Here is a 24,452-nt window from a genome sequence, read left to right as displayed (position 1 = left end):
GTGCAGTCGAACTACACCAGGGCCTGTCGGATCCGCGAGAGCATATCGACCAGTTGCCGATGGTCGGCCGCTCGTTTCGCGGCGCCGCGTCGCCCCAGGTTGAACATCTTCCAGCGGATCGCCGGCAGGTCGGGGACATGCGCCGGCACCGCGAGACGATGCCACTCCGGCGTTTCGGTTTCGACCGAAAGCAGGAAAGCACATGCGTTCGCGTCGAGCCGGGCATGGATGGCGGCCACCAGGGTCTCGCGCGCCTCCGTCAGTGCCGCGACATCGACCGCCTCTTCGGTCATGCCCGCGAACTCGTCGACGAAAGCGGCGTCGAGCGGGAGACGATGCGGGTCGAGCAGTTCCGCCGCCGGGCGGGTCGCCGCCACCAGGTAGACGAGGAAGGCCGCCCACAGTTCGTCGGTCAGGCCTTCGTTGGCGAACAGGTGGATGATGTCGAACAGGTCGCGCGGATGCTGGCGATCCAGAGCCGCGACCATTTTGCCGGCGAACAGGTCGGCGAATCCCAGTGTCTGCACCTCGATCAGGCCGAACCGGTCTTCCGCGGCCGGCTGCAGCCGACGCAGCTCCGGAGCGAACACCGTGCCACGAAGTACCGGCGTCACGTCGATCTTGATCGCAGTGCGCTCCCGCTCGATGAGCAACCCGACCGGGTCGCCCTCTTTTGTCTGCCTGTCCCGCACCCGGCATCCCAGCTCCGCGCGCAATGCCGCGCGAATCCGGACCAATCCGGCGGCGATACCCGCGAGCGAGGGTTCACGCTCCGCGAGCGGCAGCCAGGCGAGATCGATGTCCACCGACAGCCGGGGCAAGTCGCGGAAGAACAGGTTGATCGCGGTGCCGCCCTTGAGCGCGAAGTCGCGCTCGCGGGCGACGATCGGCAGCACGTCGACGAGCAGCGCGAGCTGTCGCGCGTAGGCGTTATCGAAGCTTGCCATCGAGGTCCGCCGGCAGGCTGATCTGGAAGCGCGCGTCGAACCGGCCGCCCGGCTGCAGCGAGCGCTTGCCGCGCCCGAGATCCACCGCGTCCAGATCGAGATGCTTCAGCCACGGATGCCCGTGCCGGTGCGCCAGCGCCAGGAAGAGGCGCTTGACCTTGAAGCTCGTGCAACAGGTCAGCAGCGCCTGCACGCGGGCCGGGCGCAGCCGCACCAGGCCGGCGAGGATCGCGTCGGCTTCGTGCGCGCTCGCGCGCTGCGGGACCTCGTCCAGCAGTTCAAGGAAGGCGCGCTCCTCGCTGGCGAAGCGCAATACGTGCCGCGCGCCGTCCGGTCTCAGTTCGACCAGGGCCCGCGCGGTGTCGCCGCTGCCGGGCGGGAAGGCGAACAGGCGGTCGGAATGCCACTGCAGCGGGTAGCCGGGAATGGCGGTCGCCGCCCAGCGGGGTGGCTTCGCCGGACCGTACAGGTGGATCGTCTTCGGACCCGGGCGCAGGTAGTGCGCGAAGCCGCCCCAATCGAGCGCGGAGAGCCCGCCGACGTGCAGCGGCAGGGCGAGTAGTTTCTGCAGTGCGTGGACGGCGTCGGTCCAGTCCGCTTCGGCGCCGGTGCGGCGATAGAGCCCGTAGCCGGCCCGCGCCAGCCACCCTCCGGCGACATAGCGCGGCAGCCGGTTGTCCGCGTACCCGTTGGAGGTCAGCCAGCGCGTGGGCAGGAGGGCGCCTGGCGGGAAGTCCGCCAGAAGGCGTTTGAGAGAGGCAGCCTTTTCCTCGCGCATGGTGAGGAGAATAGGCTTGTGGATGAACTGGTGCAAGTTCACCTCACGCAGGATTTCCCGGAACGCGTGGGCTGGGAGTGGGCGCGGCGCGCCATCGCACGGGTCGCGGACCCGGACTGAGGCCGCGACGCCTTTCGTGACCTCCAGCACCACCCGGCTGCATGCCGGCGCGGGCAAAGTCCCCCCATGACCCGCGCCATCGCCACCCACGCCCTGAGCCTGCGCTTCGCCGGCGGCTTCGGCGTCCACGACCTCGCGCTGTGCGTGCCGGAAGGCGCGATCTACGGCTTCCTCGGCCCGAACGGGGCCGGCAAGACGACGACGGTGCGGCTGCTGCTCGACCTGCTGCGGCCCGACGCCGGCACCGTCGAGCTCTTCGGCGAACGGCTGACGCGGGCGCACCGCGCGCCGCTGCGGCACGTCGGCGCGCTGGTCGAATCGCCGTCGCTGTATCCGCACCTGACCGGCCGCGAGAACCTCGAGGTCACGCGCCGGCTGCTCGACGTGCCGCGCGCGCGCGTCGCCGCGGTGCTGGCGCGCACCGGGCTGGCCGACGCCGCCGACCGCCGCGTGCGCGACTACTCGCTCGGCATGCGGCAGCGACTGGCGATCGCGCTGGCGCTGCTGGGCGAGCCGCGGTTGCTGGTCCTCGACGAGCCGTCGAACGGGCTCGACCCGGCCGGCATCGTCGACCTGCGCGCGCTGCTGCGCGGGCTGGCGGGCGAGGGCGTCACCGTCTTCGTGTCGAGCCATCTGCTGGCCGAGGTCGAGCAGACCGCGACGCATGTCGGCGTGCTGCACGGCGGCCGGCTGCGTTTCGAGGGCGACATCGCCGCGCTGCGGGCGCGGTCGCGGCCGCGGCTGCGCATCGTCGTCGACGATCCGGTGCGGGCGGCGGCGCTGCTGGCAGGCTTCGGCGAGACGGTGGAGCGCGACGGCGACGCGCTGGTCGTGCCGCTCGGCGACCGGCCGGCGGAAGCGATCAACACGCGCCTGGTCGGCGCCGGCCTCGCGGTGTCGCACCTGGCGCTGGAGGCGCGCTCGCTGGAGTCGCTGTTCTTCGACCTCACCGGCGAACCCGCGCAGGCGGTGGCGGCGTGAGCGCGCTCGCACGCGCGCTGTCGGCGGAGGCGCTGAAGCTGCGCCGCACGCTGGCGCTGTGGATGTGCGCGATCGCGCCGGCGGTGGTCGCCGGGATGATGGTGCTGCAGCTGGTCGCGCGCGAGCTGAAACCGTCGCCGATGAGCGGCGAACAGGTGTGGCAGGCCTTCGGCGCGAACGTCTACGGGCTGTGGATCGTGCTGATGCTGCCGCTGTTCGTGACGCTGCAGTCGGCGCTGCTCGCCGGGCTCGAGCACGGCAACCAGCAGTGGAAGCACCTGCTCGCGCTGCCGCTGCCGCGCCCGGCGCATTACGCCGCGAAGTGGCTCGTGCTGGTGGCGATGACCGCGGCGGCGTTCGCGCTGCTGGTGCTGCTGACGGCGCTCGGCGGCGGCGTGCTGATGGTGGCCAAGCCGGTGTTCGGCCTGGCCGGCGCGCCGCCGTGGGCCTACCTGGCGAAGACCGGCGCCATCGGATTCGTCGCCTCACTGCCGATGCTCGCGCTGCAGGGCTGGATCGCGCTGCGTTTCCGCAGCTTCACCATCGCGGTCGCGGCCGGCATGAGCGCGACCGTCGGCGGCTTCCTGATCGTGCAGTCGTCCGACTGGGCGCCGCGCTATCCGTGGACGATGCCGATCCAGGCCCTCGCCAGCCCCGAAAACGCCGATCCGGTGCGCGCGGTGACCGTCGGGCTCGTGCTCGGCCTCGCCCTCGCGGTCCTCGCCATCGTCCACCTCGCCCGTCGCGACGCCGCGTGACGCCTGCGGTCAGGGGCACTTCGTCGACGCGGCTCCGCGCGGGTCGCGGACGGGGGCGAACGTTCCCCTCGACATCCGTCCCCGCGCATTCGACAGTCCACCCATGCCCGCCGCCAGCCCGAGACCGCGCCACCCGCCGCGCTGGCCCCTGCGCCTCGCCGCCTCGCCCTACTTCGCGCCGGTGGTCGGCACCGCGTCGATGCTGCTGGTCGCGCACGCGCTGTCGCATCTGCGCGCGCGTGACCTCGCCGCCGGCGATGCACTGCACGCGACGCCGCTGCACGTCCCCGTCGTCGCCCGCGAGGATCCGCGCGCCGCGGTCGCGCTCGATGCGGCCGAACTGTCCGCCGCGCTCGAACGCTGGCCGTCGCTGACGCCGGTGGTGCCGGCCAGCGGCAATGTCGCCGCGCCCGGCGGCGGCCGCCTGTTCTGGCGGCGGATCGGCGGCGATGCGGACGCGCCGATCGTGGAGCTCGAACGCAAGCGCGGCCTCGAGACCCACGTCGTGCGCTACCGCGCCCGCGACGGCGCGATCGAGCTGCTCGCGTCGCGGCGGCTGGGCATGCCGGAGGTGTGGTGGGGCGTGGCCGCCGGCGTCGTCGCCGCGTTCCTGTTCTGGTTCGCGATGCGGCGGATTCTCGTTTCCCGGCAAAGGCTTCGCGCCTGAAGGCGCTCCTACAGGCCGGCCGCGGCGGGGGCGGAGAAGAAGTAGCGGCAGAGGTGGAAGAACACCGGCGCCGCGAAGCACACGGAGTCGAGGCGGTCGAGCATGCCGCCGTGGCCCTCGATCATCTGCCCCCAGTCCTTGGCGCCGAGGCTGCGTTTCACCGCGCTCAGCGCCAGCCCGCCGAGGAAGCCGGCGAGCACGATCACCGCGCTCATCCCGGCTGCCTGCAGCGGCGTGAACGGGGTGAAGCCGTGCAGCGCGGTGCCGACGCCGATCGCCAGCAGCCCGCCGCCGACCAGGCCTTCGACGGTCTTGCTCGGGCTCACCTTCGGCGCCAGCTTCGTGCGCCCGAACAGCTTGCCGCAGACGTACTGCAGCACGTCGCTGATCTGCACGACGAGCAGCAGGTAGAACAGCAGCATCAGGTTGCGCTCGCTGCCGTGGCCGGGCGTCGCGGCGCCGGGCGCGGCGAGGTCGATCAGCAGCAGCGCCGGCGCGTAGCTGATGAAGTAGACGCAGATCAGCACGCCCCACTGGATCTTGGTGGTGCGCTCGAGGAACTGGTCGGTATCGCCCTGGAAGGCCGCGAGCACCGGCAGCGCGAGCATCGCGTAGACCGGGATGAAGATCGCGAACAGCCCGTACCAGTCGCTCCAGATCAGCCAGTACTGCACCGGCAGCACGACGTAGAAGGCGGCGACGAGCGCCCAGTGGTCGCTCCAGCGCGTCGGCGTCAAAGTGACGAACTCGCGCAGCGCGATCAGCGAGGCGAAGGCGAACAGCAGCACCGTCGCGCCGGCGCCGAGCCAGAAGCAGATGCCGAGCACCGCCACCATCCACCACCACGCGACGATGCGCTGGTTGAGGTTGCTGACGGTCGGGTTCGGCGCGCCGCGCGCGCGCCAGGCGAGCACGCCGCCGATCAGCGAGGCGAGCACGAGCAGCCCGACGACGCCGGCGAACAGAATAACGGTGTCGGAGACAGCTATTCCCGCAGGGAGGCCGGGCACCGAAGCAAACAGGGGAATAACTGTCTCTGACACCGTTATTCGGCTCCGTGCAGGCGGGCGCGGTCGTAGTCGGCCCACTCGCGGTCGTGGTGGATGCCCCAGCGCACCGGGTTGGTCTTCTTCAGCGCCTTCAGGCAGCGCTCGAGCTGCCCCTTCGTCGCCGCGTGCGCATACCAGGTGATCAGGCGCGGCTCGCGATGCACGAGCACCAGCAGCGCATCGCCGTCGCGTTCGAGCGCGAAATGGGTCGCGGCGGTCCAGCGGTCGAACTGGTCGGGCAGCACGACCGCCAGCGGCTGGATCAGCGCCACGAACGGGAACGGCCCGCGGTCGAAGTCGTCGTCGATCACCCGGATCGACACCGAGGCGGTGCGGTCGGCCGACAGTGCGCGCGTCCGCCACTGCTCGCCGATCGCCGCGAGATCGAAGCGCGCGCCGGGTTTATCGCCGAATCCGAACAGTCCCATCGTCGTCTCCTCAGCCCGCCGCCGGTCCGGCATTCATCAGCGCGACCACCGCGGCGCGGGCGCGCTGCAGGAAGGCCGCCTTGTCCTCGCCGTCGATGCGCTGCAGCGGTGCCCCGAAGCGCACCGCGCAGGTCAGCGGCACCGGGATGTGCGCGCCCTTGGGCATCGAGCGGTAGAGGTTCTCGAGATACACCGGCACCAGTTCGACCTGCGGGAAGCGCGTCGCCAGGTGGAACAGGCCCGACTTGAACGGCGCCGGCTCGCGCTCGCGCCCGCGGGTGCCTTCGGGGAACAGGATCAGCGACTGCCCGCCGGCCAACGCCTCGGCGAGCGGCGCCAGCGGGTCGGCGGCGGGATCGCTGCGTTCGCGGTCGATCAGCAGCGCGTTGAACACGCTGGCGCCGAACCATTTCCGCAGCCCCGGCTTGCCCCAGTAATCGCGCGCCGCGACCGGCCGCGTCGTGCGCCGCAGCCAGCCGGGCAGGGCCGACCACAGCGCCAGGGTGTCCAGGTGCGAGGTGTGGTTGGCGAAGTAGATGCGTGTGCTCGCCGCCGGTGCGCAGCCGAGCCAGCGCGGCGAGGCGCCGACGAGGCCGCGCAGGCCCAGCACCAGCGGCGTACCGACCAGGCGACCGGCGAGGCTCACGGCGCCATGTCCCGTGCCGGCGCCTCCGTGGCGGCCGTCGCTTCCGCGCCGTCGGCGCGCGCGCGCAGCTTCGCGGCCAGCCGCTGCGTGCGGCCGATGCAGGTCAGCAGCGAACCGACGGCGATGATCCAGGCGCCGGCGTCGAGCGCGAACACGCTGTCGCGCCAGAAGGGCTGGAAGCTGGCGATGAGGCAGGCGACGGTCAGCACGAACATCCGCCGCGGCTTCGCGAACATGCCGGAGAAGTCCTGCTCGAAACCGAGGGCGCCGCCGGTCGCGCGTACGTAGGCGGTCAGCGCCGCGAACAGCGCGCCGGCCCAGCCCAGTGCCGGCGAACCCGCGGCGTAGCCGAGCGCGATGACCAGCACGCTGTCGGCGACGCGGTCGGGCAGTTCGTTCCACAGCGCGCCGGTCGGGCCGCCGCGGCCGCCCTCGACCGCGACCATACCGTCGAGCAGGTTGCACAGCAGCCGCAGCTGCACCATCACCGCGCAGAGCAGTGGGCCCCAGGGGGCCTCGAGCGCGAGCAGGGCGCCGGCGCCGACCAGGGCCACCGGCACGCTGGCGAAGGAGATCAGGTCCGGGCTGGCCTTGGCGCGCACCAGGGCGGCGGCCATGCGGCGCGCCCAGCCGGTGTCGCGGCTGGCGAGCGGGCGGCGGTTCTTTCCGGCGGCTTCGGGCATGGCGGAACGATGCCAGATTCGGGGGGCGGCGGGGCTGCTCCGCGGCGGTGGTGGGGGGCTGGAAAGAAGACGGGCCGCTTTCGCGGCCCGTCTATCGCGCCTGAAGGCGCTCCTACCTTTGGGGATCGCGCCTGAAGGCGCTCCTACGGGGTGGGGGAGGGGTTATTTCTTGGCGGCTTTCTTCAGGGCCTCGGCGCGGTCGGTCTTTTCCCAGGAGAAGGCGGTGGCCGTGGTCTTCTTGCCGTCGGCGCCGGTGTAGCTGATCTCCTTCGGCTTGCGGCCGAAGTGACCATAGGCGGCGGTGGCCTGGTAGATCGGGTGCTCGAGGTCGAGCATCTTCGTGATGCCGTACGGACGCAGGTCGAAGTGGGCGCGGATCAGCTTCTCGATCTGCGCGTCCGGGATCGCACCGGTGCCGAAGGTGGTCACCGAGATCGAGGTCGGGTCGGCGACGCCGATGGCGTACGAGACCTGCACCTCGCAGCGGCGCGCCAGGCCCGCGGCGACGATGTTCTTGGCGACGTAGCGCGCGGCGTAGGCGGCCGAACGGTCGACCTTCGACGGATCCTTGCCGGAGAACGCGCCGCCACCGTGGCGGGCCATGCCGCCGTAGGTGTCGACGATGATCTTGCGGCCGGTCAGGCCGCAGTCGCCGACCGGGCCGCCGATCACGAACTTGCCGGTCGGGTTGATGTGCACCTTGTTCTTCGGCAGCGACTCGAACCACTTCTTCGGCAGCACCGGCTTCAGGATCTGCTCGCGCACGGCCTCGACGAGGTCCTTCTGCTTGACCTCGGGGTCGTGCTGGGTCGACAGCACCACGGCGTCGAGGCCGAGGATGCTGTTGCCGTCCTCGGCGTAGCGCAGGGTGACCTGCGACTTCGCGTCCGGGCGCAGCCACTTGAGCTTGCCGCTCTTGCGAACCTTGGCCTGCTGCTCGACCAGGCGGTGCGAGTAGTAGATCGGCGCCGGCATGAATTCCGGGGCCTCGTCGCAGGCGTAGCCGAACATCAGGCCCTGGTCGCCGGCGCCCTGTTCCTCGGGCTTCTTGCGGTCGACGCCCTGGTTGATGTCCGGCGACTGCTTGCCGAGCATGTTGATGATCGCGCAGGTGTGGCCGTCGAAGCCGACGTGGCTGTTGTCGTAGCCGATGCCGTTGATGACCTTGCGCGCCAGCGCTTCGATGTCGACCCACGCCGAGGTCGTGACCTCGCCGGCGACGATCGCCGCGCCGGTCTTCACCAGCGTCTCGCAGGCCACGCGCGCGCGCTTGTCCTGGGCGAGGATCGCGTCGAGCACGGCATCCGAGATCTGGTCGGCGAGCTTGTCCGGATGGCCTTCGGAGACCGACTCGGAGGTGAAGAGGTAGCTGGACATCGAGGTTATATCCTTCTATTGCGATGAAGGGATGAGGTGGGGCGGGCGCGCATGATACATCCCGGGCCCGGTGGGTGCATCTGGTTTCGGGGGAGTGTGCCGGCGAACGCGGTAGCGCCGCGTTAAGACCCCCTGCCTCCTTCTCTCTCTCCTGTAGGAGCGGCTTCAGCCGCGATGCTCCTGCCGCGATGCTCCAACTCAGCCGCGATGCTCTTTCCTCCCCGCCACTCCGGGAAAGGCATCGCGGCTGAAGCCGCTCCTACAACGGGCTCCTACAATCGGCAGATGGATTCGGTCACCCACCTCTTCCTCGGCGCCGCCCTCGCCGGCGCCATCGCCCCGCCCGCGCACCGCCGCGCGGCGATGCTCGCCGGCGCCGGCCTGCAGTCGCTGCCGGACATCGACGTCCTGCCGCTGCTGTTCGCCGACCCGGTGGCGGAGATGACCTGGCACCGCGGGCCGACGCATTCGCTGCTGTTGCTGGTGCCGTTCGGCTTCCTGCTCTGGGCCTGGCTGCGCCGGCGCGGCGGCCGGGTCGCGGCGGCGCCCGGGCGCTGGCTGGCGATCATCCTGGCCTGCCTGCTGGTGCATCCGCTGCTCGACGCCTGCACCGTCTACGGCACCCAGCTGCTGTGGCCGCTGCCGGTGCCGCCGGCGATGTGGGCGACGCTGTTCATCATCGATCCGCTGCTGTCGCTTCCGCTGTTGCTGGCCGTCCCCGTCGCGGCATGGCTGGGCATGCGCCGGCAGGCGCGGCCGTGGCTGGTCGCGGCGCTGGCGCTGAACCTGGGTTACCTCGGCTGGGCCGCGGTCGCCAAGCTGGCCGTCGAGCGCGAGGCGGCGCGGGCGCTGGCGGCGCGCGGGCTCGCCGACGCGCCGCGCTTCACGGTGCCGATGCCGTTCACGACCTTCGCCTGGCGGGTGGTGGCGATGACGCCCGACGGTTTCCTCGAGGGCGAGCGTTCGCTGGTCGCCGACCGCGGGCCGCTGCGGCTGCGCGCCTACCGGTCCGACACCGCGGACCTGGCGGCGGTCGCCGGGTATCCGGCGGTGCGCCGGCTGGCGTGGTTCAACCACGGCTTCATGAAGGCGCAGCAGCGCGACGGCCGGCTCGTGCTCACCGACCTGCGGATGGGCGCCGAACCCGATTACAGTTTCCGCTTCGTGGTCGCGCGCGCCGACGGCGACGGCTGGCGCGAGGTGCCGCCCGAGGCGCTGTCCTGGCCGTGGGAAGCGCGCCGTCGCCTGCCCGACCTGTGGGCGCGCATCTGGACCGAGCCGGTGGGGGAGGAAGGCGAATGAACGACGTCAGCCGGCTGGACCTGTCGCAGTTGCCGCCGGAGATCCGCGGCAAGCTCGAGCAGCAGATGGCGCGCATGTCACCGGAGATGCGCGCCCATTTCATGGGCAACGGGCTGCCGCAGCTGCTGCAGCGCCTCGGCGCCGGCGCCGGCAACGCCACCGCGGGCGCGCGCGCCGCCGCCGCGAACGTGCCGGTCGACGACCTCAAGCGCCTCGGCCAGCAGCTGCTCGCGCGTGGACGTCGCGCCCCGCGCGGCCACTTCAACGAGACGATCCGGCCGGGCGATGCGCCGGGTTCGGGTCGGTGGCTGGTGGTCGCGGTCTTCGTCGCGGCGATCGGGGCCTTGCTCTTCAGATAGAGCGAGTAACGAGTGGAGAGTAACGAGTAACGAGTGGGAGCTCGGGCTGCGCGCGACGCGCCGAAGGCGCGACTCGTTTACTCGTTACTCTCCACTCGTTACTCGCCTCAAGCCGCTTCGGCCAGCACGAGTCCGTCGAAATAGTCCGCGGTCAGCGCCAGCTGCTCCGCCGCCGACTCCGCCCGGTTCACCACCGCCCGGAAGGCGGCGTTCTCGGGGCGGTCCTTCGCGTACCAGCCGAGGTGCTTGCGGGCGATGCGCACGCCACTGGTTTCGCCGTAGAAGGCGTGCAGGTGGCGCAGGTGGGCGAGCAGGATGTCGCGCACCTGGGCGACCCCGGGTTCGGGCAGGGTCTCGCCGGTGGCGAGGTGGTACGCGATCTCGCGGAAGATCCACGGCCGGCCCTGCGCCGCGCGGCCGATCAGCAGACCGTCGGCGCCGGTGTGGCGCAGCACGAAGGCCGCCTTGCGCGGTGAATCGATGTCGCCGTTGGCGAGCACCGGGATCGACAGCGCCTGCTTCACCGCGGCGATCGTGTCGTACTCGGCGTGGCCGGTGTAGTGCTGGTCGCGGGTGCGCCCGTGCACCGCCAGCGCGGCGATGCCGCAGTCCTCGGCGATGCGGGCGATCACCGGCGCGTTGCGGTGCGCGGCGTCCCAGCCGGTGCGGATCTTCAGCGTCACCGGCACGTCGACGGCCTGCACGACGGCCGACAGGATGCGCGCGACTAGCGCCTCGTCGCGCATCAGCGCGCTGCCGGCCCAGGCATTGCAGACCTTCTTCGCCGGGCAGCCCATGTTGATGTCGATGAGCTGGGCGCCGTGCTCGACGTTGTGGCGCGCCGCCGCCGCCATCACCTCCGGCACCGTGCCGGCGATCTGCACGCTGACCGGCGCCGGCTCGCCGGCGTGGTCCATGCGGTTCAGGGACTTGGCGGTGTTCCAGAAGCGCGGGTCCGAGGTCGTCATCTCCGACACGCACAGCCCGGCGCCGAGCTGCTTGCACAGCATCCGGAACGGCTTGTCGGTGACGCCGGCCATCGGCGCGAGCACGAGCGCGGGGGCGATCGTGTGCGGGCCGAGGTGGAGGGCGGGCAGGGCGGGCGGAGTCACCGCAGCATTCTAGTTGGAAGCCGAGGGACCGGAGCGTCGTTGTTCGGGCAGCAGCAGGGTGTCCGGGTCCGCCGGAAGCCAGCCGGCCGGCGGCTCCCGGCGATGACCGAGGCGCTCCATGCGCAGGAAGAAGGCCTCGCGCTCACCGACGCGCGCGGCATCGTCCATCAATTGCTCCCAGCCGCCGCCGACTTCGGCGGTGACTGCCAGCACTGCGGGGGTGGACATCAGCCACAGATAGCGGCGACGTGCTTCCACCAGTTCGGCGGTGCGCGGACCGTCGGGCAGGAGGCGGCGCAACATCAGCTCGCCGACATGGTTGTGCAGCATTCCCCCACGCGATCCCGACAACAGATCGGCATAGGCGATGCAGTCGGCGCGCAGGTCGTCCGCCATTCGGCCGTTCACCGGGTTGCAGAGTTCGACGAACGGCTGCGGGAAGACCGGCCGCAACTGGAACTCCCAGTACACCGGCAGCATCGCCGGCCGGTCCGAGCCCGATGCGGCGGCGAGAGGTTGCAGCAGTGCTTCCGGCCAAGGCACTCCGGAGTCGTCGAGGCCGCGACGCAACAGCGCGAACAGATCGGCGAAACGGTCGTCGAAGCGTGACGCACCGGCGGCGCGCGCGAGCATTGCACGCCGTTCTTCCGCGGTCGCGGCATCACGCGCCGCGGCGAGGGCCCAGCTGGCGGCGTTGTCCGGGTCGACCGCCGTCAGCCTGCGGGCGGCGTCGGCGATCGCACAGGGCGCCTGGCGCGGATCGCAGTAGAGCGCGGCGACGAACAAGGGCATGACCGCGTCGCGATCGCGTGCATGCGCCGCGGCGATGCGCCGTGCGAAGTCGCCCATCGGCAGCACCCGCGGTCCGTCGCCGCGCCAGTAGGCGGGCAGGTCCGCGTTGCCCGGACGCGACCACAGTGCCGCGATCACGAGGTCGTCGCTGCCGCCGCGGGCTTCCCAGCGCGCGGCGACCTGTGCCCGGTACGGGGCACCGATGTTCTCCACCACCGGTGCCAGGATCGTTTGCGCGCCTTCGGCACCCCGCTGCCGGGCGAGCGCTGCCGTGAACGCGCCGAGGATGCGGGCGAGCAGGGCTTCGTCGCCGGCGGTCGCCTCCTGCAGCCAGGCGACCGTGTCCTCCGCACGTGTCTCTTCCGGGGCGACGTCGCCGTGGTGCTCCGGACCGGCGCGTTCGCCCGCGATGTCGCCGGTGAACAGGTGCACCGCGAGTTCGACCGCCTTTTCCTGCGCCTGCGCATGCATCTCCGCGCGCAGACGCTGCACTTCGGAGATCGACCGCGCGGATTCCGCTTCCCGCCACTGCACCGCCGCGACCGCGAAGCCGATCGCCAGCGCCGCGAACGCCGCCGAGGATGCGAACGCGAGCTTCGGCTCGCGACGCAGCCAACGCACGAAGCGCTGCGGCGGCGACAGCGGGCGCGCGCCGACCGGGCGGCCGTCGAGGAAGCGGCCGAGGTCGTCGGCGAGTTCACGCGCGCTGGCGTAGCGCTGCGCCGGCTCCTTCTCCAGGCAGCGCAGGCAGATCGCGTCGAGGTCGGCGGGGATGGCGCGGCGCAGCGACGACGGCCGCGGCGGCGTCAACGCGACCACCGCGTGCAGCGTCGCCTGCGAGTCCTCGCCCGCGAACGGCGCCCGCCCGGCGAGCATCCGGTACAGCGTCGCGCCGAGACCGTGGATGTCGGTGGCGGCGCCGAGCGGCTGCGTCCGCAGGGTCGCCTGCTCGGGGGCCATGTAGGCCGGCGTGCCGGAAATCTCGTCGCCGCCGTCGTGGCCGGCGTCGATGCGCCGGGCGAGGCCGAAGTCGGCGACCAGCGGCTCGCCGTCCGTGGTCAGCAGGATGTTCGCCGGCTTCAGGTCCAGGTGCAGCACGCCCAGCCGGTGCGCGTAGTCGATCGCCTCGGCGACCTTGCGCAGCAGCCGCGCCGCCTCATGAGGCGGCATCGGGCCGTCGCGGTGCAGGCGCTCGGCGAGCGATTCGCCGGCGACCAGGCGCATCGAGAACCAGTGCAGGCCGTCGCGCTCACCGAACTCGTGGATCTCGACGATGTTCGGGTGCTGCATGCGGGCGGCGCTGCGCGCCTCGCGGCGGAAGCGGGCGATGAATTCATCCGACGCCCACGGTCCGGCCGCGAGCAGCTTGATCGCGACGTCGCGCTCCAGTCCGTGCTGGCGGGCCCGGTAGACCACGCCCATGCCGCCGGCGCCGAGCTTCGCGACCAGTTCGTAGTCGCCGAAGCGGCGCTGTGCCGGGTCGTCGAGGTCGATCGCCAGTTCGTCGGCCGACAGCCAGGCCAGCGGCCGCGAGCCGCCGGCCGGTCGCGACTGCGAGGCGAAGGCGAAGTCGGCGAGGGCGCGGGTGACGTCGCCGGGCGTGGGATGGTTCATCGCATGTCCTCTCGAGCAAGCGCTTCGTGCAGTTGCCGCCGCAGCACCCGCCGCTGTTCCGGCGTCGGCGCCCACAGCCCGAGCGTCGCGTCGATGCGCTGGCGGAAGCGTCGGCGCAGGCGGCGCAGGGCGGCGACCAGTCTGCTCGCGGACAGCCCCAGTTGCTTCGCCGATGCGCCGAGCTCGGCCGGGTCCGGATCGTGATCGATCCAGGGACGCAGGGCGGCGAACACGGCGTCGTGGCCGGCACGCGTCGCTTCCAGGCCGACGTCGGCCAGCGCCGCCGCGAGCACCGCGCGGGCGAAAGTGGCAGGCAGATCGGCCCGGTCGCCGTTGCCGCGCAGGCTCGCGGCGATGGCGGCGAGGTCCGGCGGCGGGCCGCCGCTGCGCCCCCAGCCCTCGAGCAGGGCCTCGGCCGGCGCCGGCAGTGCGGTCACCGGCACCTCCGGCCGATTGCCGGCGAACGCGGTTTCCAGCAGCCGGCGGCGGCGCGCGGGCGCGTCGGGCGCTTCCGCAGGCGGATTGCAGGATCGTCTCTCGCGCATCGCGTTTCCCCGGTTCCGATACACCGTCTAAGCGGAACCGCGGCGGCGATGACAGCCGGCGGGCGCCGGGGCCAGCGCCTCCTTCGCTGCGACGCCGCATGCGTCGCCGCGCGGGCCCAGCCGCGTCAGTCGCCGCGCAGCGCCCGCCGCAGCCAGGCCAGTTCGGCGTCGACGTCGGCACCGGCCGCCAGGGTGTCGGCGAGTTCCCGGCGGACGTGGTCGCGCAGGCGTTCGCGCAGCCGCCGCACCGCGACCGCGACGTGGTTCGCGCTCATCCCGAGTTCGCCGCCGATGCGCGCGTAATCGGCAGCGGCCGGCGGCTCGACCAGGAAGGGCTGCAGCGCCGCAAACAGCCGCGCCTTGCCGGCGCGCGTGGCTTCCGTGCGCAGTCGTTCGGCGGCGCGGGCGACGACCTGCAGGGCCCAGTCGCGGTCGAACGCCGCGGCGACATCCGGGGCCGGGTCGGCGAGCGCTGCCAGCGCGGCCTCGCCGGCGGGGAGGCCGGCGTCGCGGCGTGCCGCATGGGCGTCGCGCCAGGCCTGGCGGTGGTGGTTCTGCATCGCCGCGTGCAGGAAGGCGCGGAAGGAACCGCGTTCGCGGTCGGCGCGCGCCGCCAGCCGGTGTTCGACGAAGTGCAGCAGGAAGGCCTGGGTGGCGTCGTCGGCGGCGTCGCTGCCGGCGTGGCGACGGAACCAGGCGAGGATCACCGGCCGATAGGCGGCCAGCAGGGCCTGCAGGGCGTCGCCGGCGCCGGCGTCGGCGCTGCCAGCGGCAAGCACGAGACTCCAGCGCGTCGAGCCGCCTTCCGCGTCCATCACGCCAGCCCGTCGATCTCGCCGGCGTGCTCGGCCAGATGCAGAAGGTGTGCGCGGGTGTACTGCGCCCTGTCGAGCGCGCCATAGGCGAAATGCGGCTGCAGCGGTCCGGCATGCGCGGCGAAGCGGTCGAGCGCCGCCAGCAGCCGGTCCGACGCCGCGGTGACATCGGTCGCGGCCAGCGCCGGCGCCCCGGGAATCGGTTCGGTGGTGCCATGCCGCATCGCCCCGGCGCGGGCGAACGCGCGGAAGGCCAGGGTGCCGGCGCTGGCCTGGAACCAGGCCGGCTTCATCTCGGGGAAGCCGTCGAGCGAGAACTCGATGCTCTGCGCGCAATGCTCGAGCACCTGCGCCAGCGGCCATGCCGTCAGCGAGCGCGCGCCCGGGGAGGCGGCGATCCGCTGCACCCAGGCCCGCGCCGCGCCGAGGTCGGCGATACCCGCGACCGCCGCCGGATCGCCCGCCAGCCACCACGCTCCGCCGGCGAGCCCGGCGGCGGTTCCGGTGGCGATTCCCTTCAGTAGCGTGCGGCGCTTCATCCGCGGGACCGTGAGTTGGTAGTTCTCATGATGTAGTGGGTAGTGGGTCCGCGGCCACACCGGATCACGCGTTTCTCGCCGGCCGGTCGCCAGAGGTCGAAACGACGCGGGCGACGACTACGAACTACATCAAACGAACTACGAACTACCCCTCACTTCATCCGCCCGCGGCATCGCCAGCGCCGCGCCGCGGCGGGTGGTCGACAACGCGGCGAAACGGCCGGCGAAGCGCACCGCGGCGGCGAATGGCGCCGCCGGGTCCGCGGCGAGGCGGGCGGCGAGGGCGCCGCTGAAGGCGTCACCGGCGCCGGTGGTGTCGACGGTGGCGACCTTGTCGGCATCGACCGCGTAGCAGGCCTCGGCATCGCCGCGGCGCCTCGCCTCCGGGTGCGAGACGAAGCAGCCGGCGGCGCCCAGCGTCACCACGACCGTCGACCGCGGCGCCAGCTCGCGGCACAGGCCGTGCAGCGTCGGCCCGCGCAGGCGCGGCAGGTCGTCGGGCGACACCGCGCGCTGGGCGTGCCGGCCGAGCAGAGCGGCGAATTCGGTCTCGTTGGGCGTCAGCACGTCGGCGACGTCGATCAGCTCGCGGCGCGTCGGCGCGTTCGCCGGCGCCGGGTTGAGCAGGGTCAGGGCGCCGCCGTCGCGGGCGGCCGCGAGCGCGGCGAACACCACGTCGGGCGGCGATTCCAGCTGCGCCAGCACCACCGCCGCGCCCGCCAGCGGCACCTGTTGGGCGGCGACGAAGCCCAGACTCAGGCAGGCGTTGGCGCCCGGCGCGATCGCGATCACGTTGCGGCCATCGGCGTCGACGAAGATGCCGGCGGCGCCGGACGGGACGTCGGCGATCACTTCGTCGCGCAGGTCGATGCCCTCGGCGGTCGCCAGCACGCGTGCGTTCGCCGCCGCCGCGTCGGCGCCGAGCGCGGCGACGAACACCGTCGGCGCGCCGGCACGCGCCGCCGCCACCGCCTGGTTGAAGCCCTTGCCGCCGGGGCCGCCGGCGTAGGTCGCCAGGCGGGTCGCGCCCGGCACCGGCAGCACGTCGGTCGTCCAGACGTGGTCGTGGTTGTAGGAACCGACGACGACGACCTGGCGACGTCCCGCGCCCATGTCAGCCGCCGAGGCTGGTCAGCACACCGGCGATCGTCGCCGTCATCAGCGTGGCGATGGTGCCGCCGAGGACGGCGCGCAGGCCGAAGCGGGCGAGGTCCTGGCGGCGTTCCGGGGCGAGGCCGCCGATGCCGCCGATCTGGATCGCGATCGAGCTGAAGTTGGCGAAGCCGCAGAGCGCGTAGGTGGCGATCAGCCGGCCCTTCTCGCTCAGCTCGACGCCCTCGACGCGGCCGTTGACGATGTCGGCCAGCTGCAGGTAGGCGACGAATTCGTTGATCACCACCTTCTGGCCGATCAGCGAACCGACGACGTTCGCGTCCTGCCACGGCACGCCGATCACCCAGGCGATCGGCGCCAGCAGGTAGCCGAACAGGTTCGCGAGGTCGGTCGGCTTGCCCAGCCAGGCCGACAGGCCGCTGACTTCGCCGAGCCAGGTCAGCGGCGCGTTGATCATCGCGATCAGCGCGATGAAGGCCAGCAGCATCGCGCCGATGTTCAGCGCCAGGCGCAGGCCGTCGGCGGCGCCGGCGGCGGCGGCGTCGATCACGTTCGAGGTGGTCTTCTCGACCTCCATCTTCACGGTGCCGCGGGTCAGCGGGTTGCCGGTTTCCGGGATCAGGATCTTGGCGATCACCAGCGTCGCCGGCGCCGCCATGATCGACGCGGCCAGCAGGTGCTTGGCGTAGAAGGCGCCCTGCACCGGATCGCCGGCGCCGAGCATGCCGACGTAGGCTGCGAGCACGCCGCCGGCGATGTGCGCCATGCCGCCGATCATCATCGTGATCAGCTCGGACTCGGTCATGCGGGCGATGTAGGGGCGCACCGTCAGCGGCGCCTCGGTCTGGCCGATGAAGACGCTGGCGCAGACGCTGGTGGTTTCGGCGCCGGACACCGGCATCAGCTTGGTGATGCCCCAGGCCATCCAGCGCACGATCCACTGCATCACGCCCAGGTGGTAGAGCACGCCCATCAGCGCGGCGAAGAAGATGATCGTCGGCAGCACCTGGAACGCGAAGATGAACCCGTACGTCTCGGTGTTCATCAGGCTGCCGAAGATGAACTGCGAGCCCGCGTTCACGAACTCGAGGATCCGCACGAAGCCGTCGCCGAGCGCCTGGAAGACGTCCTTGCCGCCCGGCACCAGCAGCACCAGCGCCGCGAACGCGATCTGCAGGCTGACGCCGATGCCGACCAGCCGCCAGTTCACCGCCGCCTTGTTGTTCGAGAACACCCACGCGATGCCGACCAGCACGGCGAGACCGAAAAGCCCGAACAGGATCGACGTGAACATCGCGTGGCGCCTTGGAGAGGATGGGGCAGGGTAGTGGCTGGGCCCGGGCGGGGGCAAGGATTCGGGCCGAGTTCGTAGTTCGTACGAGGTACGAGGTAGGCGACGCGGCGGGCGGGCCGCCGAAGATCCCCGGTTTCGCGGGTCGTCACCGGTCGCGAGGCCCGCGCTTCGCGCGAGAAGGCAGTGGGAGGTAGTGGACGACCGGTGCAGCGACGAACCTCCCCGCCCCCACGCCTACCTCGTACCTCGTACGAACTACGAACTACGCTTCAGCCATCATCCCGCGCCACCACCCGGTTCCTCCCCAGCGCCTTCGCCACGCGCAGGCGCTGGTCGGCGCGCTTCATCAGCCCGGAGAGGTCGTTGGCGTCCTGCGGGCAGCTCGACAGGCCGGCGCTGAGGGTCAGGCGGCGCGGCGCCTCGTCGGGGTCGGGCAGGAACGGCTGCGATTCGAGCTTGCGACGCAGGGCTTCGACGCGCTCCCACGCGGCGCCGATCGGCAGCCGCAGCACCAGCACGAATTCCTCGCCGCCGACGCGGATCATCGGCTCCTCGCGGCCCAGTTCCATGCGCAGCACCTTCACCGCGTGGCGCAGCGCGCGGTCGCCGGCGAGGTGGCCGAGTTCGGCATTGATCAGCCGGAAGCTGTCCAGGTCGATCAGCGCCAGGCTCATCGTCTGGCCTTCGATGCGCGCCTCGGCGACGAGTCCGGGCACGCGATGGGTGAGGTAGCTGCGGTTGGGCAGGCCGGTGAGCCCGTCGGTGCCGCTGAGCTGGGTGAGGCGCTGGGCGCGGAACACGACGATCGCCGTCACCAGCGTCACCGCGACCAGCAGCACTTCGCGCTGCAGCTGCGACGACGCGCTGACCGTGCCGTACGCGGCCGACACCAGCGGCGCGTCGGCCGCGAGCACGAAGCCGAGCCACAGCAGCGCGAACTGCGCCATCGCGGCGCCGCCGGCGACGAGGGTCACGCGCAGGTCGTGGCGCAGCGCGGTGGCGAAGATCGCGAGCGGGTAGCAGCACCAGACGACGACGCTGTTGAGCGCCGCGGCCGGGTCGTCGACGCCGAGCAGGAGCAGGACGAGCGTGACGACGCTGACGTCGAACACCGACGACACGGTCGGCAGCCAGCGATGCCGGCGCTTGCGCTGCGCGAGCGTCAGCCACGCGCGGCTGAGCGCGAGCACCGTCAGCGTGCCGGCCAGCCCGGCACCGGTCTCCCACGCGGTGCCGCCGCCGAGCAGGTTCGTCAGCGGCAGGAGCAGCAGCAGCGCCGCGACCAGCAGGCGCAGCCGCGCGACCAGCAGTTCGCCGCCGGCGCCGACCTCCAGCAGGATCTCGTCGGGGCGTTCGCGCAGGGCCGCGGCCAGGTCGTCGAAGGTGTCGCGCAGCGTGCTCACGCGGGGATCCGGAGGGGGGTGGGAGCCGGGCCCGAAGTCTACCGGCTGGGGAGCGGGACGGGTTCGTCCTGGCAGGGGGTGCGGGTCGCGGCAGTGTCGGGCCACGGAACCAGGCCACTCGCGAGACGGGTGGTGATTTCGTCCGGCGAGTAGACGCGATCGCCGAAATGGCGCGCGTGCATGCTGGCCGCCAAGGCACGGGCGCGCACGAGGCGGTCGGGCGGTGAGTTCGACACGCCCGGTGGATCGTCGCGGCGGCCGGAGAGGCGACGGAGCAGGAGGCGATACGCGAGCGCGCGCTCGGGGTCGTTCGGGATGATGCCGGCCAGCAGGCCGAAATCGGGGCCGTCGCTCGTGACGAGATAGAGGAAGACGGCCTCGGGCGTACCCGATTCCAGCAGGCGCTGCAGCATCGCCGGCGCATCGCGTCGCCACGCGTCGAGGCCGGGATGGTTCAGCCAGTCGTACGTCTTCTGCCGGTGCAGGTGGCGTCCGTCGACATAATGCAGCATCGCTTCGGTGACACCGGCACGGGCCGCGCGCGTCAGGTAGTCGTCGGCGCGCGCGTGGATCGCGGGCGGAATCGCCATGCACGCCTCGTGATAGGCGAGCGTCGCGAGCTCGCTACGGTCCTGTTGTTCCAGGTACTCGTCCGGGACGTCCGGTGGTACGAAGGATTCCCGGGTCGCCAGCGCCCTCGTGTATTCGGCGGCGACACGGCAGCCCAGCAGTGCGATCCAGACGCGGCAGGCCGCATGGACATCGCCGGCTTCGGCGCGGTCGTGCAGCAGCGCGACGACGACGTCCGGGGCGGTCGACTGCGGAGGCAGACCGATCGCGTGGCCCGCCATCGGCGGAGCGGCACCGGCTTCATCCGGGGCGGTGCGCGCGGCGGATCCACCGGCGCTTTCCGCCGCGATGGGCGGGCCGGTCCGTGCGTCGTCCGCGCGCGCATCCGGCGGCAGCGCGGTGCGGATGCCCCAGGCCACCAGCAGCGCGGCGGCGGCCCCAAGTGCGAGCCATGCGCGCCGACCCTTCATTCCAGTGTCCCGCATCCGGTGCCGATGCGCGGCGGCGGGAGTGGTTCGGCATGGCCCCCGTAGTACGCCTGCGGGCGCAGGACCAGAAGATCGCGCGCGCCGGGATCGTGGGCCGCGAAGAACGCCGCGTGCATGCGTTCTGCGTTCGCCGCCGCCTGGGCGCGCTCGTCTTCTGGCGCGGGGGTCGGCATGTACTGCCGCGACCCCAGCCACGCCACGGTCACTTCTTCGCCCAGCAGTCGCACCGCCAGCTGGCGCGCGGCCTCGGCGTCGACCGCGTCGTCGGGGATCAGTGCCTCGACCATGCCCTCGCCGCCGCCATGACCGGCGGCAAGGAGCAGCGCTGCCTCCGGCATGCCGGAAGCGAGGGCGCGCTGCAGGGTGGGCAGCGCCTCGCGCCGCCAGTGGTCGAACACCGGATCACGCAGGAAGCCGGTCGTGGCGCCGAACATGCCGAGACCTTCCGCATAGCGCAGCATCGCTTCGGGTTCACCGGCGAGCGCGGCCTGCCGCAGCAGTTCCGGCCCGCGCCGGCGAAGCGGTTCGGGCAGCTTCGCGCATTCGAGCGCGGCGGCGGCTTCCGCATCGGCCCAGGGCCGGAGGCGTCCGGCTTCCTCCGTCTCGCCGAGCGCCTCGAGTTCGGCGATGCGGACCTGGCCGTGCAGAAAGATGCCCTCGGGACTCGCGAACTGCAGCAGCGCGCGGCAGCGCGCGAGCTCCGCGCCGAGGCGGCAGGCCGCAGCGGAATCGCCGGCATCGGCCCGTTCCTCCAGCGCGTCGGCGAAGCCGGATAGCGGCGCGTCGACCGGCGGCAGCGGCCCGAAAGCCTTCGCGGCGGCGCCCGCAACCTGATCCGGGGACGTCCGCGCCGTTACGTCGGACCGTGCCCGGACGTCGACGGTCGTGGACGGGTCGGGTCGCGCGGGGTCCGGCGGCGCCTGCGCGTGAAGGAACCACGCGGCGAAGACCAGGATGCCGACGATGAAGAGTAGAGCGGGGCGCAGGCGCATACGGGAAGACTACGTGGTCGCGGCGGCGCGCGCCGCGCCGTGCCGGGCTCAGAGCGCGCCAGGCACGCCCTTCCACGCCACCCACACCGCGAGCGCCGCGAACAGCGCGGCCGCGGTCCAGCGCGCGGCTTTCAGCGGCAGCCGGTCGGCGAAGCGGGCGCCCAACAGCACCACCGGCGCGTTCGCGAGCAGCATCCCTAGCGTCGTGCCGGCGACGACCTGCCACAGCGGCGCGTACTGCGCCGCGAGCACGACGGTGGCGACCTGGGTCTTGTCGCCCATCTCGACCAGGAAGAAGGCGATCGTGGTCGCGACGAACGGTCCGAAGCGGGGCGGCTTCGGCGCGCCCTCCTCGTCCATCTTGTCGGGGACCAGGGTCCAGGCGGCGACCGCGGCGAAGGCCACGACGACGCCCCAGCGCAGCCACTGCGGGTCGATCCAGCCGGCGACGAGATTGCCGACCCAGCCGGCCAGCGCATGGTTGAGCAGGGTCGCGACCAGGATGCCGGCGACCACCGGCCAGGGCTTGCGGTAGCGGGCCGCGAGCAACAGGGCGAGCAGCTGGGTCTTGTCGCCGATCTCGGCGATCGCCACGGCGAGGGTGGAAACGAGCAGTGCGTTCAAGCGGGAACTCCGGGGCCGGGGACAGGGAAACGCGAAGGCCGGCGACGCACGCCCCGGCCGGGATCGCGCACCGCCTGCCTCCGGTCTTGCCCACGTCTGCCGTGACGGCAGGGCCCGCGCACCATGGCTGCTGCCAAGTGTGTTGACGCGCGGTGGCCGCCTGGCGGCGGCCCGGGCTACTCCCCGAAGTCAGGGAAAGCCCGCGGATTGTAGCGGATCAGTCGCTGCAGGGCGCGCGGGCGGTGGGCGAATCGTCCAGCGGCGAAGGCCAGGACAGGCGCCGCCGCGCCTCGTCGTCGGTGTGGACGCGGTTGTCGAACCATTGCGCGTGCAGGCGCGCCGCCTCGGCGTTGATCGGCGCGCGACTGGCCGCGTCGAGGCTGCCCGGCGCGGTGTCCTCGCCGAAGCTGACGACGCTTCACTGAAAGCCTCCGCAGGCTTCCGATTCCTTGTCGGGATCGAGCGCGCCTGGTACCGGCGACTGCGCGTCGACATGGGTGCCGCCACCGGCGAAATCGCGGCGGTACATCGCCTCGGCGCGGGTCGCCGCGCGTTGCTGCGCCGCGGCGTCGGCAAGCTGCTCGGGCGTCGGGCCGCCGAAACGGGCGCGCAGCAGCGCATAAGACATCGCGGTTTCGGCATCGTTCTCGACGAGGCCGGCGAGCGGCGTCGCATCATGGGCATAGGCGGCCTCGAGCAGTTCGACCGCCTCGACGATGCCGGCGGCGCGCGCGCGTTCGAGCATCGGCAGTGCTTCGGCGCGCCAGGCGTCGAACACCGGGTCGGCGAAGACGTGCGCGAAGTCCTCGGGCCAGTGTTGCCCATCGGCGTAGCGCAGCATCGATTCGGGATCGCCGGCGAGCGCGGCCTGGCGCAGGTAGTGCGAGAGCAGCGTCGGCGCATCGCTCGCGAACATGCTGCACTCGATCGCGAGGCCGCGCAGTTCCGTCGCCGCGGTGGACACGCCCCGGGTTTCGCCGACAGCACCCGGCGGACGCAGGGACGCCACGTGGTTCCGGATCGGCCCGCAGGCCAGCAGCAGACGGGCGATGCGGCAGGCGGCGCGGGGCTCGCCGGCGTCGGCGAGGTCCCGCAGCGCGTCGAGGCGGTCGAGCATCCGGTTCGACTTGTAGAACGCTGCGACGGCATGGCGCGGCGCGCCGGCGGTCTCGCGCGTCGGAATCGCCGGCGGCGGCGGCACGACCGGCAGCGCGATCGTCGGCAGCGGCCGCGACGGCGGCGGGAGCGCCGGTGCGGCGACTTCGGCCGGGGCCTCCGCCGGGCGAGTGGTGTCGGCGCGTGACCACAGCCAGGTCGCCGCCGCCACGGCGAGCAGCACGGTCGCCAGGAGCAACGAGCGGCGATTCATCGCGCGGCGCCTCCCCGATGCGCGCAATCGATGCGCGCACGCGCATGGGGATCGAGCTTGATCAGCTCGTAAGGCGGAGCGCCGGGGTGAACCCGGAGGCCGGGCCGTTCGATGGCGCGGGCGAAGTACTCGCGGTGCCAGCGGTCAACGAGTTCGTTCGCTGCGGTGCGGCCCTCGGCCGTGAGGAAGCGCGGGGGCTTGCCGTCGGCCCACCAGCGGATCCGGCTTGCGAGCATCAGCAGCGCGTTGTGCATCACCATGTCGTGCGGCAGCAAGGCGCGTACCGGCGATGCCTGGTCGACGGATCCCGCGTAGCCGCTGCTCAGCGCGCTCAGTGCGTCGACGCTGCCGGCAGCGAAGGCGGCGTGCAGCAGGGCCGGTGCCTCGCGCTTCCACGCATCGAACGCCGGGTCGCGTAGCCAGGAATAGTCGCGTGGCTGGCCGGTCGGATCGCGCGGGCGCGGTCGGCCGCCGTCGATCGGTGCGTCATGGCCGAAGTCCAGATGAGCGCCGTACGCATAGAGCAGGATCGCGTCGATCTCCCCGGCGAGCGCGGCCTGGCGAAGCAGGGTGCCGCGCTGCGCCGCGAGGCCCGCGGGCACGGCGGCGCAGTCGTCGACGACGGCACCGTGACGTTCCAGCAACAGCTGCAGCTGCTCGAGCTGGTCCGCGGGCATCGTGTCGAGCGCCTGCTCGAGTGCCGCCGACTGCGCATGCATCCCCGCAGTGAGGCGGTTGGCGACATCGCAGCGGAGCAGTTGCATCGCCAGCCGGCAGGCGGCCTTGCCGTCACCGGCGGCAGCGCGTTGCTGCAGCGGGCCGAGCTGTTCGGCCAGCGGCAGGGACGGCGAGGGCAGTGCCGGCAGCGCTGCCGTACCGGCGGCGGTCGGGACGGGCGTCGCGGGGTCCGCGATCGATTCCGGATGCGCAACCGGCGAGGCATCGACTGCCGGCGCTGCCTGCGGCGGCGACAGCCACCAGGCGGCTGCGGAAAGCAGGAGCGCGGCGACGCCGACGGGAATGGCGTATCGGTGCGGGCGCGGCATCGGTCACAACGGTGGCGAGAGGCGCGCCAGTACAGCAGCGG

At 72.4% G+C, this 24,452-nt stretch carries 25 protein-coding genes; 5 read left to right on the top strand and 20 right to left on the bottom strand.

Annotation, left to right across the window (positions count from 1 at the left end; translation table 11 throughout):
• Nucleotides 1–11: 11 nt before the first annotated feature.
• Nucleotides 12–947 carry a nucleotidyl transferase AbiEii/AbiGii toxin family protein gene (locus tag K311_RS0108070; protein ID WP_026816881.1) on the bottom strand — a complete coding sequence of 312 codons (936 nt, stop codon included), beginning with the start codon at nucleotides 945–947 and terminating at the stop codon, nucleotides 12–14.
• On the bottom strand, nucleotides 931–1,761 hold the full coding sequence (locus K311_RS0108065) for a type IV toxin-antitoxin system AbiEi family antitoxin domain-containing protein (protein ID WP_154659491.1): 831 nt from the start codon (nucleotides 1,759–1,761) through the stop codon (nucleotides 931–933). The genes K311_RS0108070 and K311_RS0108065 overlap by 17 nt, the downstream gene beginning before the upstream one ends.
• A gap of 150 nt (nucleotides 1,762–1,911) precedes the next feature.
• Between K311_RS0108065 and K311_RS0108055 the strand changes: the two genes are divergently transcribed.
• The 3 genes from K311_RS0108055 (at nucleotide 1,912) to K311_RS0108045 (ending at nucleotide 4,251) form a co-directional block, all read left to right on the top strand.
• Nucleotides 1,912–2,826 carry an ATP-binding cassette domain-containing protein gene (locus tag K311_RS0108055; protein WP_026816879.1) on the top strand — a complete coding sequence of 305 codons (915 nt, stop codon included), beginning with the start codon at nucleotides 1,912–1,914 and terminating at the stop codon, nucleotides 2,824–2,826.
• On the top strand, nucleotides 2,823–3,584 hold the full coding sequence (locus tag K311_RS0108050) for an ABC transporter permease (protein ID WP_026816878.1): 762 nt from the start codon (nucleotides 2,823–2,825) through the stop codon (nucleotides 3,582–3,584). Before K311_RS0108055 ends, K311_RS0108050 begins: the two co-directional genes overlap by 4 nt.
• A gap of 103 nt (nucleotides 3,585–3,687) precedes the next feature.
• Nucleotides 3,688–4,251, top strand: a complete 564-nt coding sequence (locus K311_RS0108045) for a hypothetical protein (RefSeq protein ID WP_026816877.1) — start codon at nucleotides 3,688–3,690, stop codon at nucleotides 4,249–4,251.
• An 8-nt stretch (nucleotides 4,252–4,259) separates the two neighbouring features.
• Here the strand turns inward: K311_RS0108045 and K311_RS0108040 are convergent, their stop codons facing one another.
• The 5 genes from K311_RS0108040 to metK all read right to left on the bottom strand — a co-directional run bounded on the left by K311_RS0108040 (nucleotide 4,260) and on the right by metK (nucleotide 8,434).
• Entirely contained in the window at nucleotides 4,260–5,261 is a 1,002-nt protein-coding gene (locus tag K311_RS0108040; RefSeq protein WP_245570641.1) for a phosphatidate cytidylyltransferase, read from the bottom strand.
• Nucleotides 5,262–5,296: 35 nt separating this feature from the next.
• The gene (locus K311_RS0108035; RefSeq protein ID WP_026816875.1) at nucleotides 5,297–5,728 is read right to left on the bottom strand and encodes a hypothetical protein; all 432 of its coding nucleotides are present in this window, start codon (nucleotides 5,726–5,728) and stop codon (nucleotides 5,297–5,299) included.
• A 10-nt stretch (nucleotides 5,729–5,738) separates the two neighbouring features.
• A complete protein-coding gene (locus tag K311_RS0108030; protein WP_245570640.1) occupies nucleotides 5,739–6,374 on the bottom strand; it encodes a lysophospholipid acyltransferase family protein in 636 nt (211 codons plus the stop codon).
• Nucleotides 6,371–7,057, bottom strand: coding sequence for a CDP-alcohol phosphatidyltransferase family protein (locus K311_RS16060; RefSeq protein WP_051239759.1), 687 nt, complete (start codon nucleotides 7,055–7,057; stop codon nucleotides 6,371–6,373). Before K311_RS16060 ends, K311_RS0108030 begins: the two co-directional genes overlap by 4 nt.
• Nucleotides 7,058–7,219: 162 nt before the next feature.
• Complete coding sequence (metK, locus tag K311_RS0108020; RefSeq protein WP_026816873.1) at nucleotides 7,220–8,434, bottom strand: methionine adenosyltransferase; 1,215 nt, start codon at nucleotides 8,432–8,434, stop codon at nucleotides 7,220–7,222.
• 285 nt (nucleotides 8,435–8,719) lie between these two features.
• Here metK and K311_RS0108015 point away from each other — a divergent pair, with 285 nt between their 5' ends.
• Together K311_RS0108015 and K311_RS0108010 are read left to right on the top strand one after the other, a co-directional pair.
• Entirely contained in the window at nucleotides 8,720–9,736 is a 1,017-nt protein-coding gene (locus tag K311_RS0108015) for a metal-dependent hydrolase (RefSeq protein ID WP_026816872.1), read from the top strand.
• The gene (locus K311_RS0108010) at nucleotides 9,733–10,095 is read left to right on the top strand and encodes a hypothetical protein (protein WP_026816871.1); all 363 of its coding nucleotides are present in this window, start codon (nucleotides 9,733–9,735) and stop codon (nucleotides 10,093–10,095) included. The genes K311_RS0108015 and K311_RS0108010 overlap by 4 nt, the downstream gene beginning before the upstream one ends.
• A gap of 107 nt (nucleotides 10,096–10,202) precedes the next feature.
• On the opposite strand, the gene dusB is transcribed toward K311_RS0108010, so the two are convergent.
• The 13 genes from dusB to K311_RS0107945 form a co-directional block, all read right to left on the bottom strand.
• Nucleotides 10,203–11,192 carry a tRNA dihydrouridine synthase DusB gene (gene dusB / locus K311_RS0108005; protein ID WP_043797212.1) on the bottom strand — a complete coding sequence of 330 codons (990 nt, stop codon included), beginning with the start codon at nucleotides 11,190–11,192 and terminating at the stop codon, nucleotides 10,203–10,205.
• Nucleotides 11,193–11,216: 24 nt separating this feature from the next.
• Nucleotides 11,217–13,613, bottom strand: a complete 2,397-nt coding sequence (locus tag K311_RS17665; protein ID WP_051239758.1) for a serine/threonine-protein kinase — start codon at nucleotides 13,611–13,613, stop codon at nucleotides 11,217–11,219.
• Nucleotides 13,610–14,158: a hypothetical protein gene (locus tag K311_RS18625; RefSeq protein ID WP_026816869.1), complete on the bottom strand. Its 549-nt coding sequence runs from the start codon at nucleotides 14,156–14,158 to the stop codon at nucleotides 13,610–13,612. The genes K311_RS17665 and K311_RS18625 overlap by 4 nt, the downstream gene beginning before the upstream one ends.
• Nucleotides 14,159–14,283: 125 nt before the next feature.
• The gene (locus tag K311_RS0107990) at nucleotides 14,284–14,973 is read right to left on the bottom strand and encodes an RNA polymerase sigma factor (protein WP_026816868.1); all 690 of its coding nucleotides are present in this window, start codon (nucleotides 14,971–14,973) and stop codon (nucleotides 14,284–14,286) included.
• Nucleotides 14,973–15,512: a DUF1569 domain-containing protein gene (locus K311_RS0107985; protein ID WP_026816867.1), complete on the bottom strand. Its 540-nt coding sequence runs from the start codon at nucleotides 15,510–15,512 to the stop codon at nucleotides 14,973–14,975. Before K311_RS0107985 ends, K311_RS0107990 begins: the two co-directional genes overlap by 1 nt.
• Before the next feature lie 138 nt (nucleotides 15,513–15,650).
• Nucleotides 15,651–16,625 (bottom strand): PfkB family carbohydrate kinase, encoded by a 975-nt coding sequence (locus K311_RS0107980; RefSeq protein WP_026816866.1) that lies wholly within the window; start codon nucleotides 16,623–16,625, stop codon nucleotides 15,651–15,653.
• Between the two features lies 1 nt (nucleotide 16,626).
• Nucleotides 16,627–17,919 (bottom strand): NupC/NupG family nucleoside CNT transporter, encoded by a 1,293-nt coding sequence (locus K311_RS0107975; protein WP_026816865.1) that lies wholly within the window; start codon nucleotides 17,917–17,919, stop codon nucleotides 16,627–16,629.
• A 269-nt stretch (nucleotides 17,920–18,188) separates the two neighbouring features.
• On the bottom strand, nucleotides 18,189–19,322 hold the full coding sequence (locus tag K311_RS17660; RefSeq protein WP_051239756.1) for a GGDEF domain-containing protein: 1,134 nt from the start codon (nucleotides 19,320–19,322) through the stop codon (nucleotides 18,189–18,191).
• A gap of 38 nt (nucleotides 19,323–19,360) precedes the next feature.
• Nucleotides 19,361–20,362, bottom strand: a complete 1,002-nt coding sequence (locus K311_RS0107965; protein ID WP_026816864.1) for a hypothetical protein — start codon at nucleotides 20,360–20,362, stop codon at nucleotides 19,361–19,363.
• The gene (locus K311_RS0107960; protein WP_026816863.1) at nucleotides 20,359–21,372 is read right to left on the bottom strand and encodes a hypothetical protein; all 1,014 of its coding nucleotides are present in this window, start codon (nucleotides 21,370–21,372) and stop codon (nucleotides 20,359–20,361) included. The genes K311_RS0107965 and K311_RS0107960 overlap by 4 nt, the downstream gene beginning before the upstream one ends.
• 48 nt (nucleotides 21,373–21,420) lie before the next feature.
• Complete coding sequence (locus K311_RS0107955) at nucleotides 21,421–21,996, bottom strand: TMEM165/GDT1 family protein (protein ID WP_026816862.1); 576 nt, start codon at nucleotides 21,994–21,996, stop codon at nucleotides 21,421–21,423.
• Nucleotides 21,997–22,414: 418 nt separating this feature from the next.
• Nucleotides 22,415–23,365: a hypothetical protein gene (locus K311_RS0107950; protein WP_026816861.1), complete on the bottom strand. Its 951-nt coding sequence runs from the start codon at nucleotides 23,363–23,365 to the stop codon at nucleotides 22,415–22,417.
• Entirely contained in the window at nucleotides 23,362–24,411 is a 1,050-nt protein-coding gene (locus tag K311_RS0107945; RefSeq protein ID WP_026816860.1) for a hypothetical protein, read from the bottom strand. The genes K311_RS0107950 and K311_RS0107945 overlap by 4 nt, the downstream gene beginning before the upstream one ends.
• Nucleotides 24,412–24,452: the final 41 nt, after the last annotated feature.

The organism is Arenimonas composti TR7-09 = DSM 18010 (assembly GCF_000426365.1).
In the GTDB taxonomy this organism is placed as follows: Bacteria; Pseudomonadota; Gammaproteobacteria; order Xanthomonadales; family Xanthomonadaceae; genus Arenimonas; species Arenimonas composti.
Note: the sequence above shows the minus strand (reverse complement) of the source record. Positions and strands in the feature narration are given on the sequence as shown.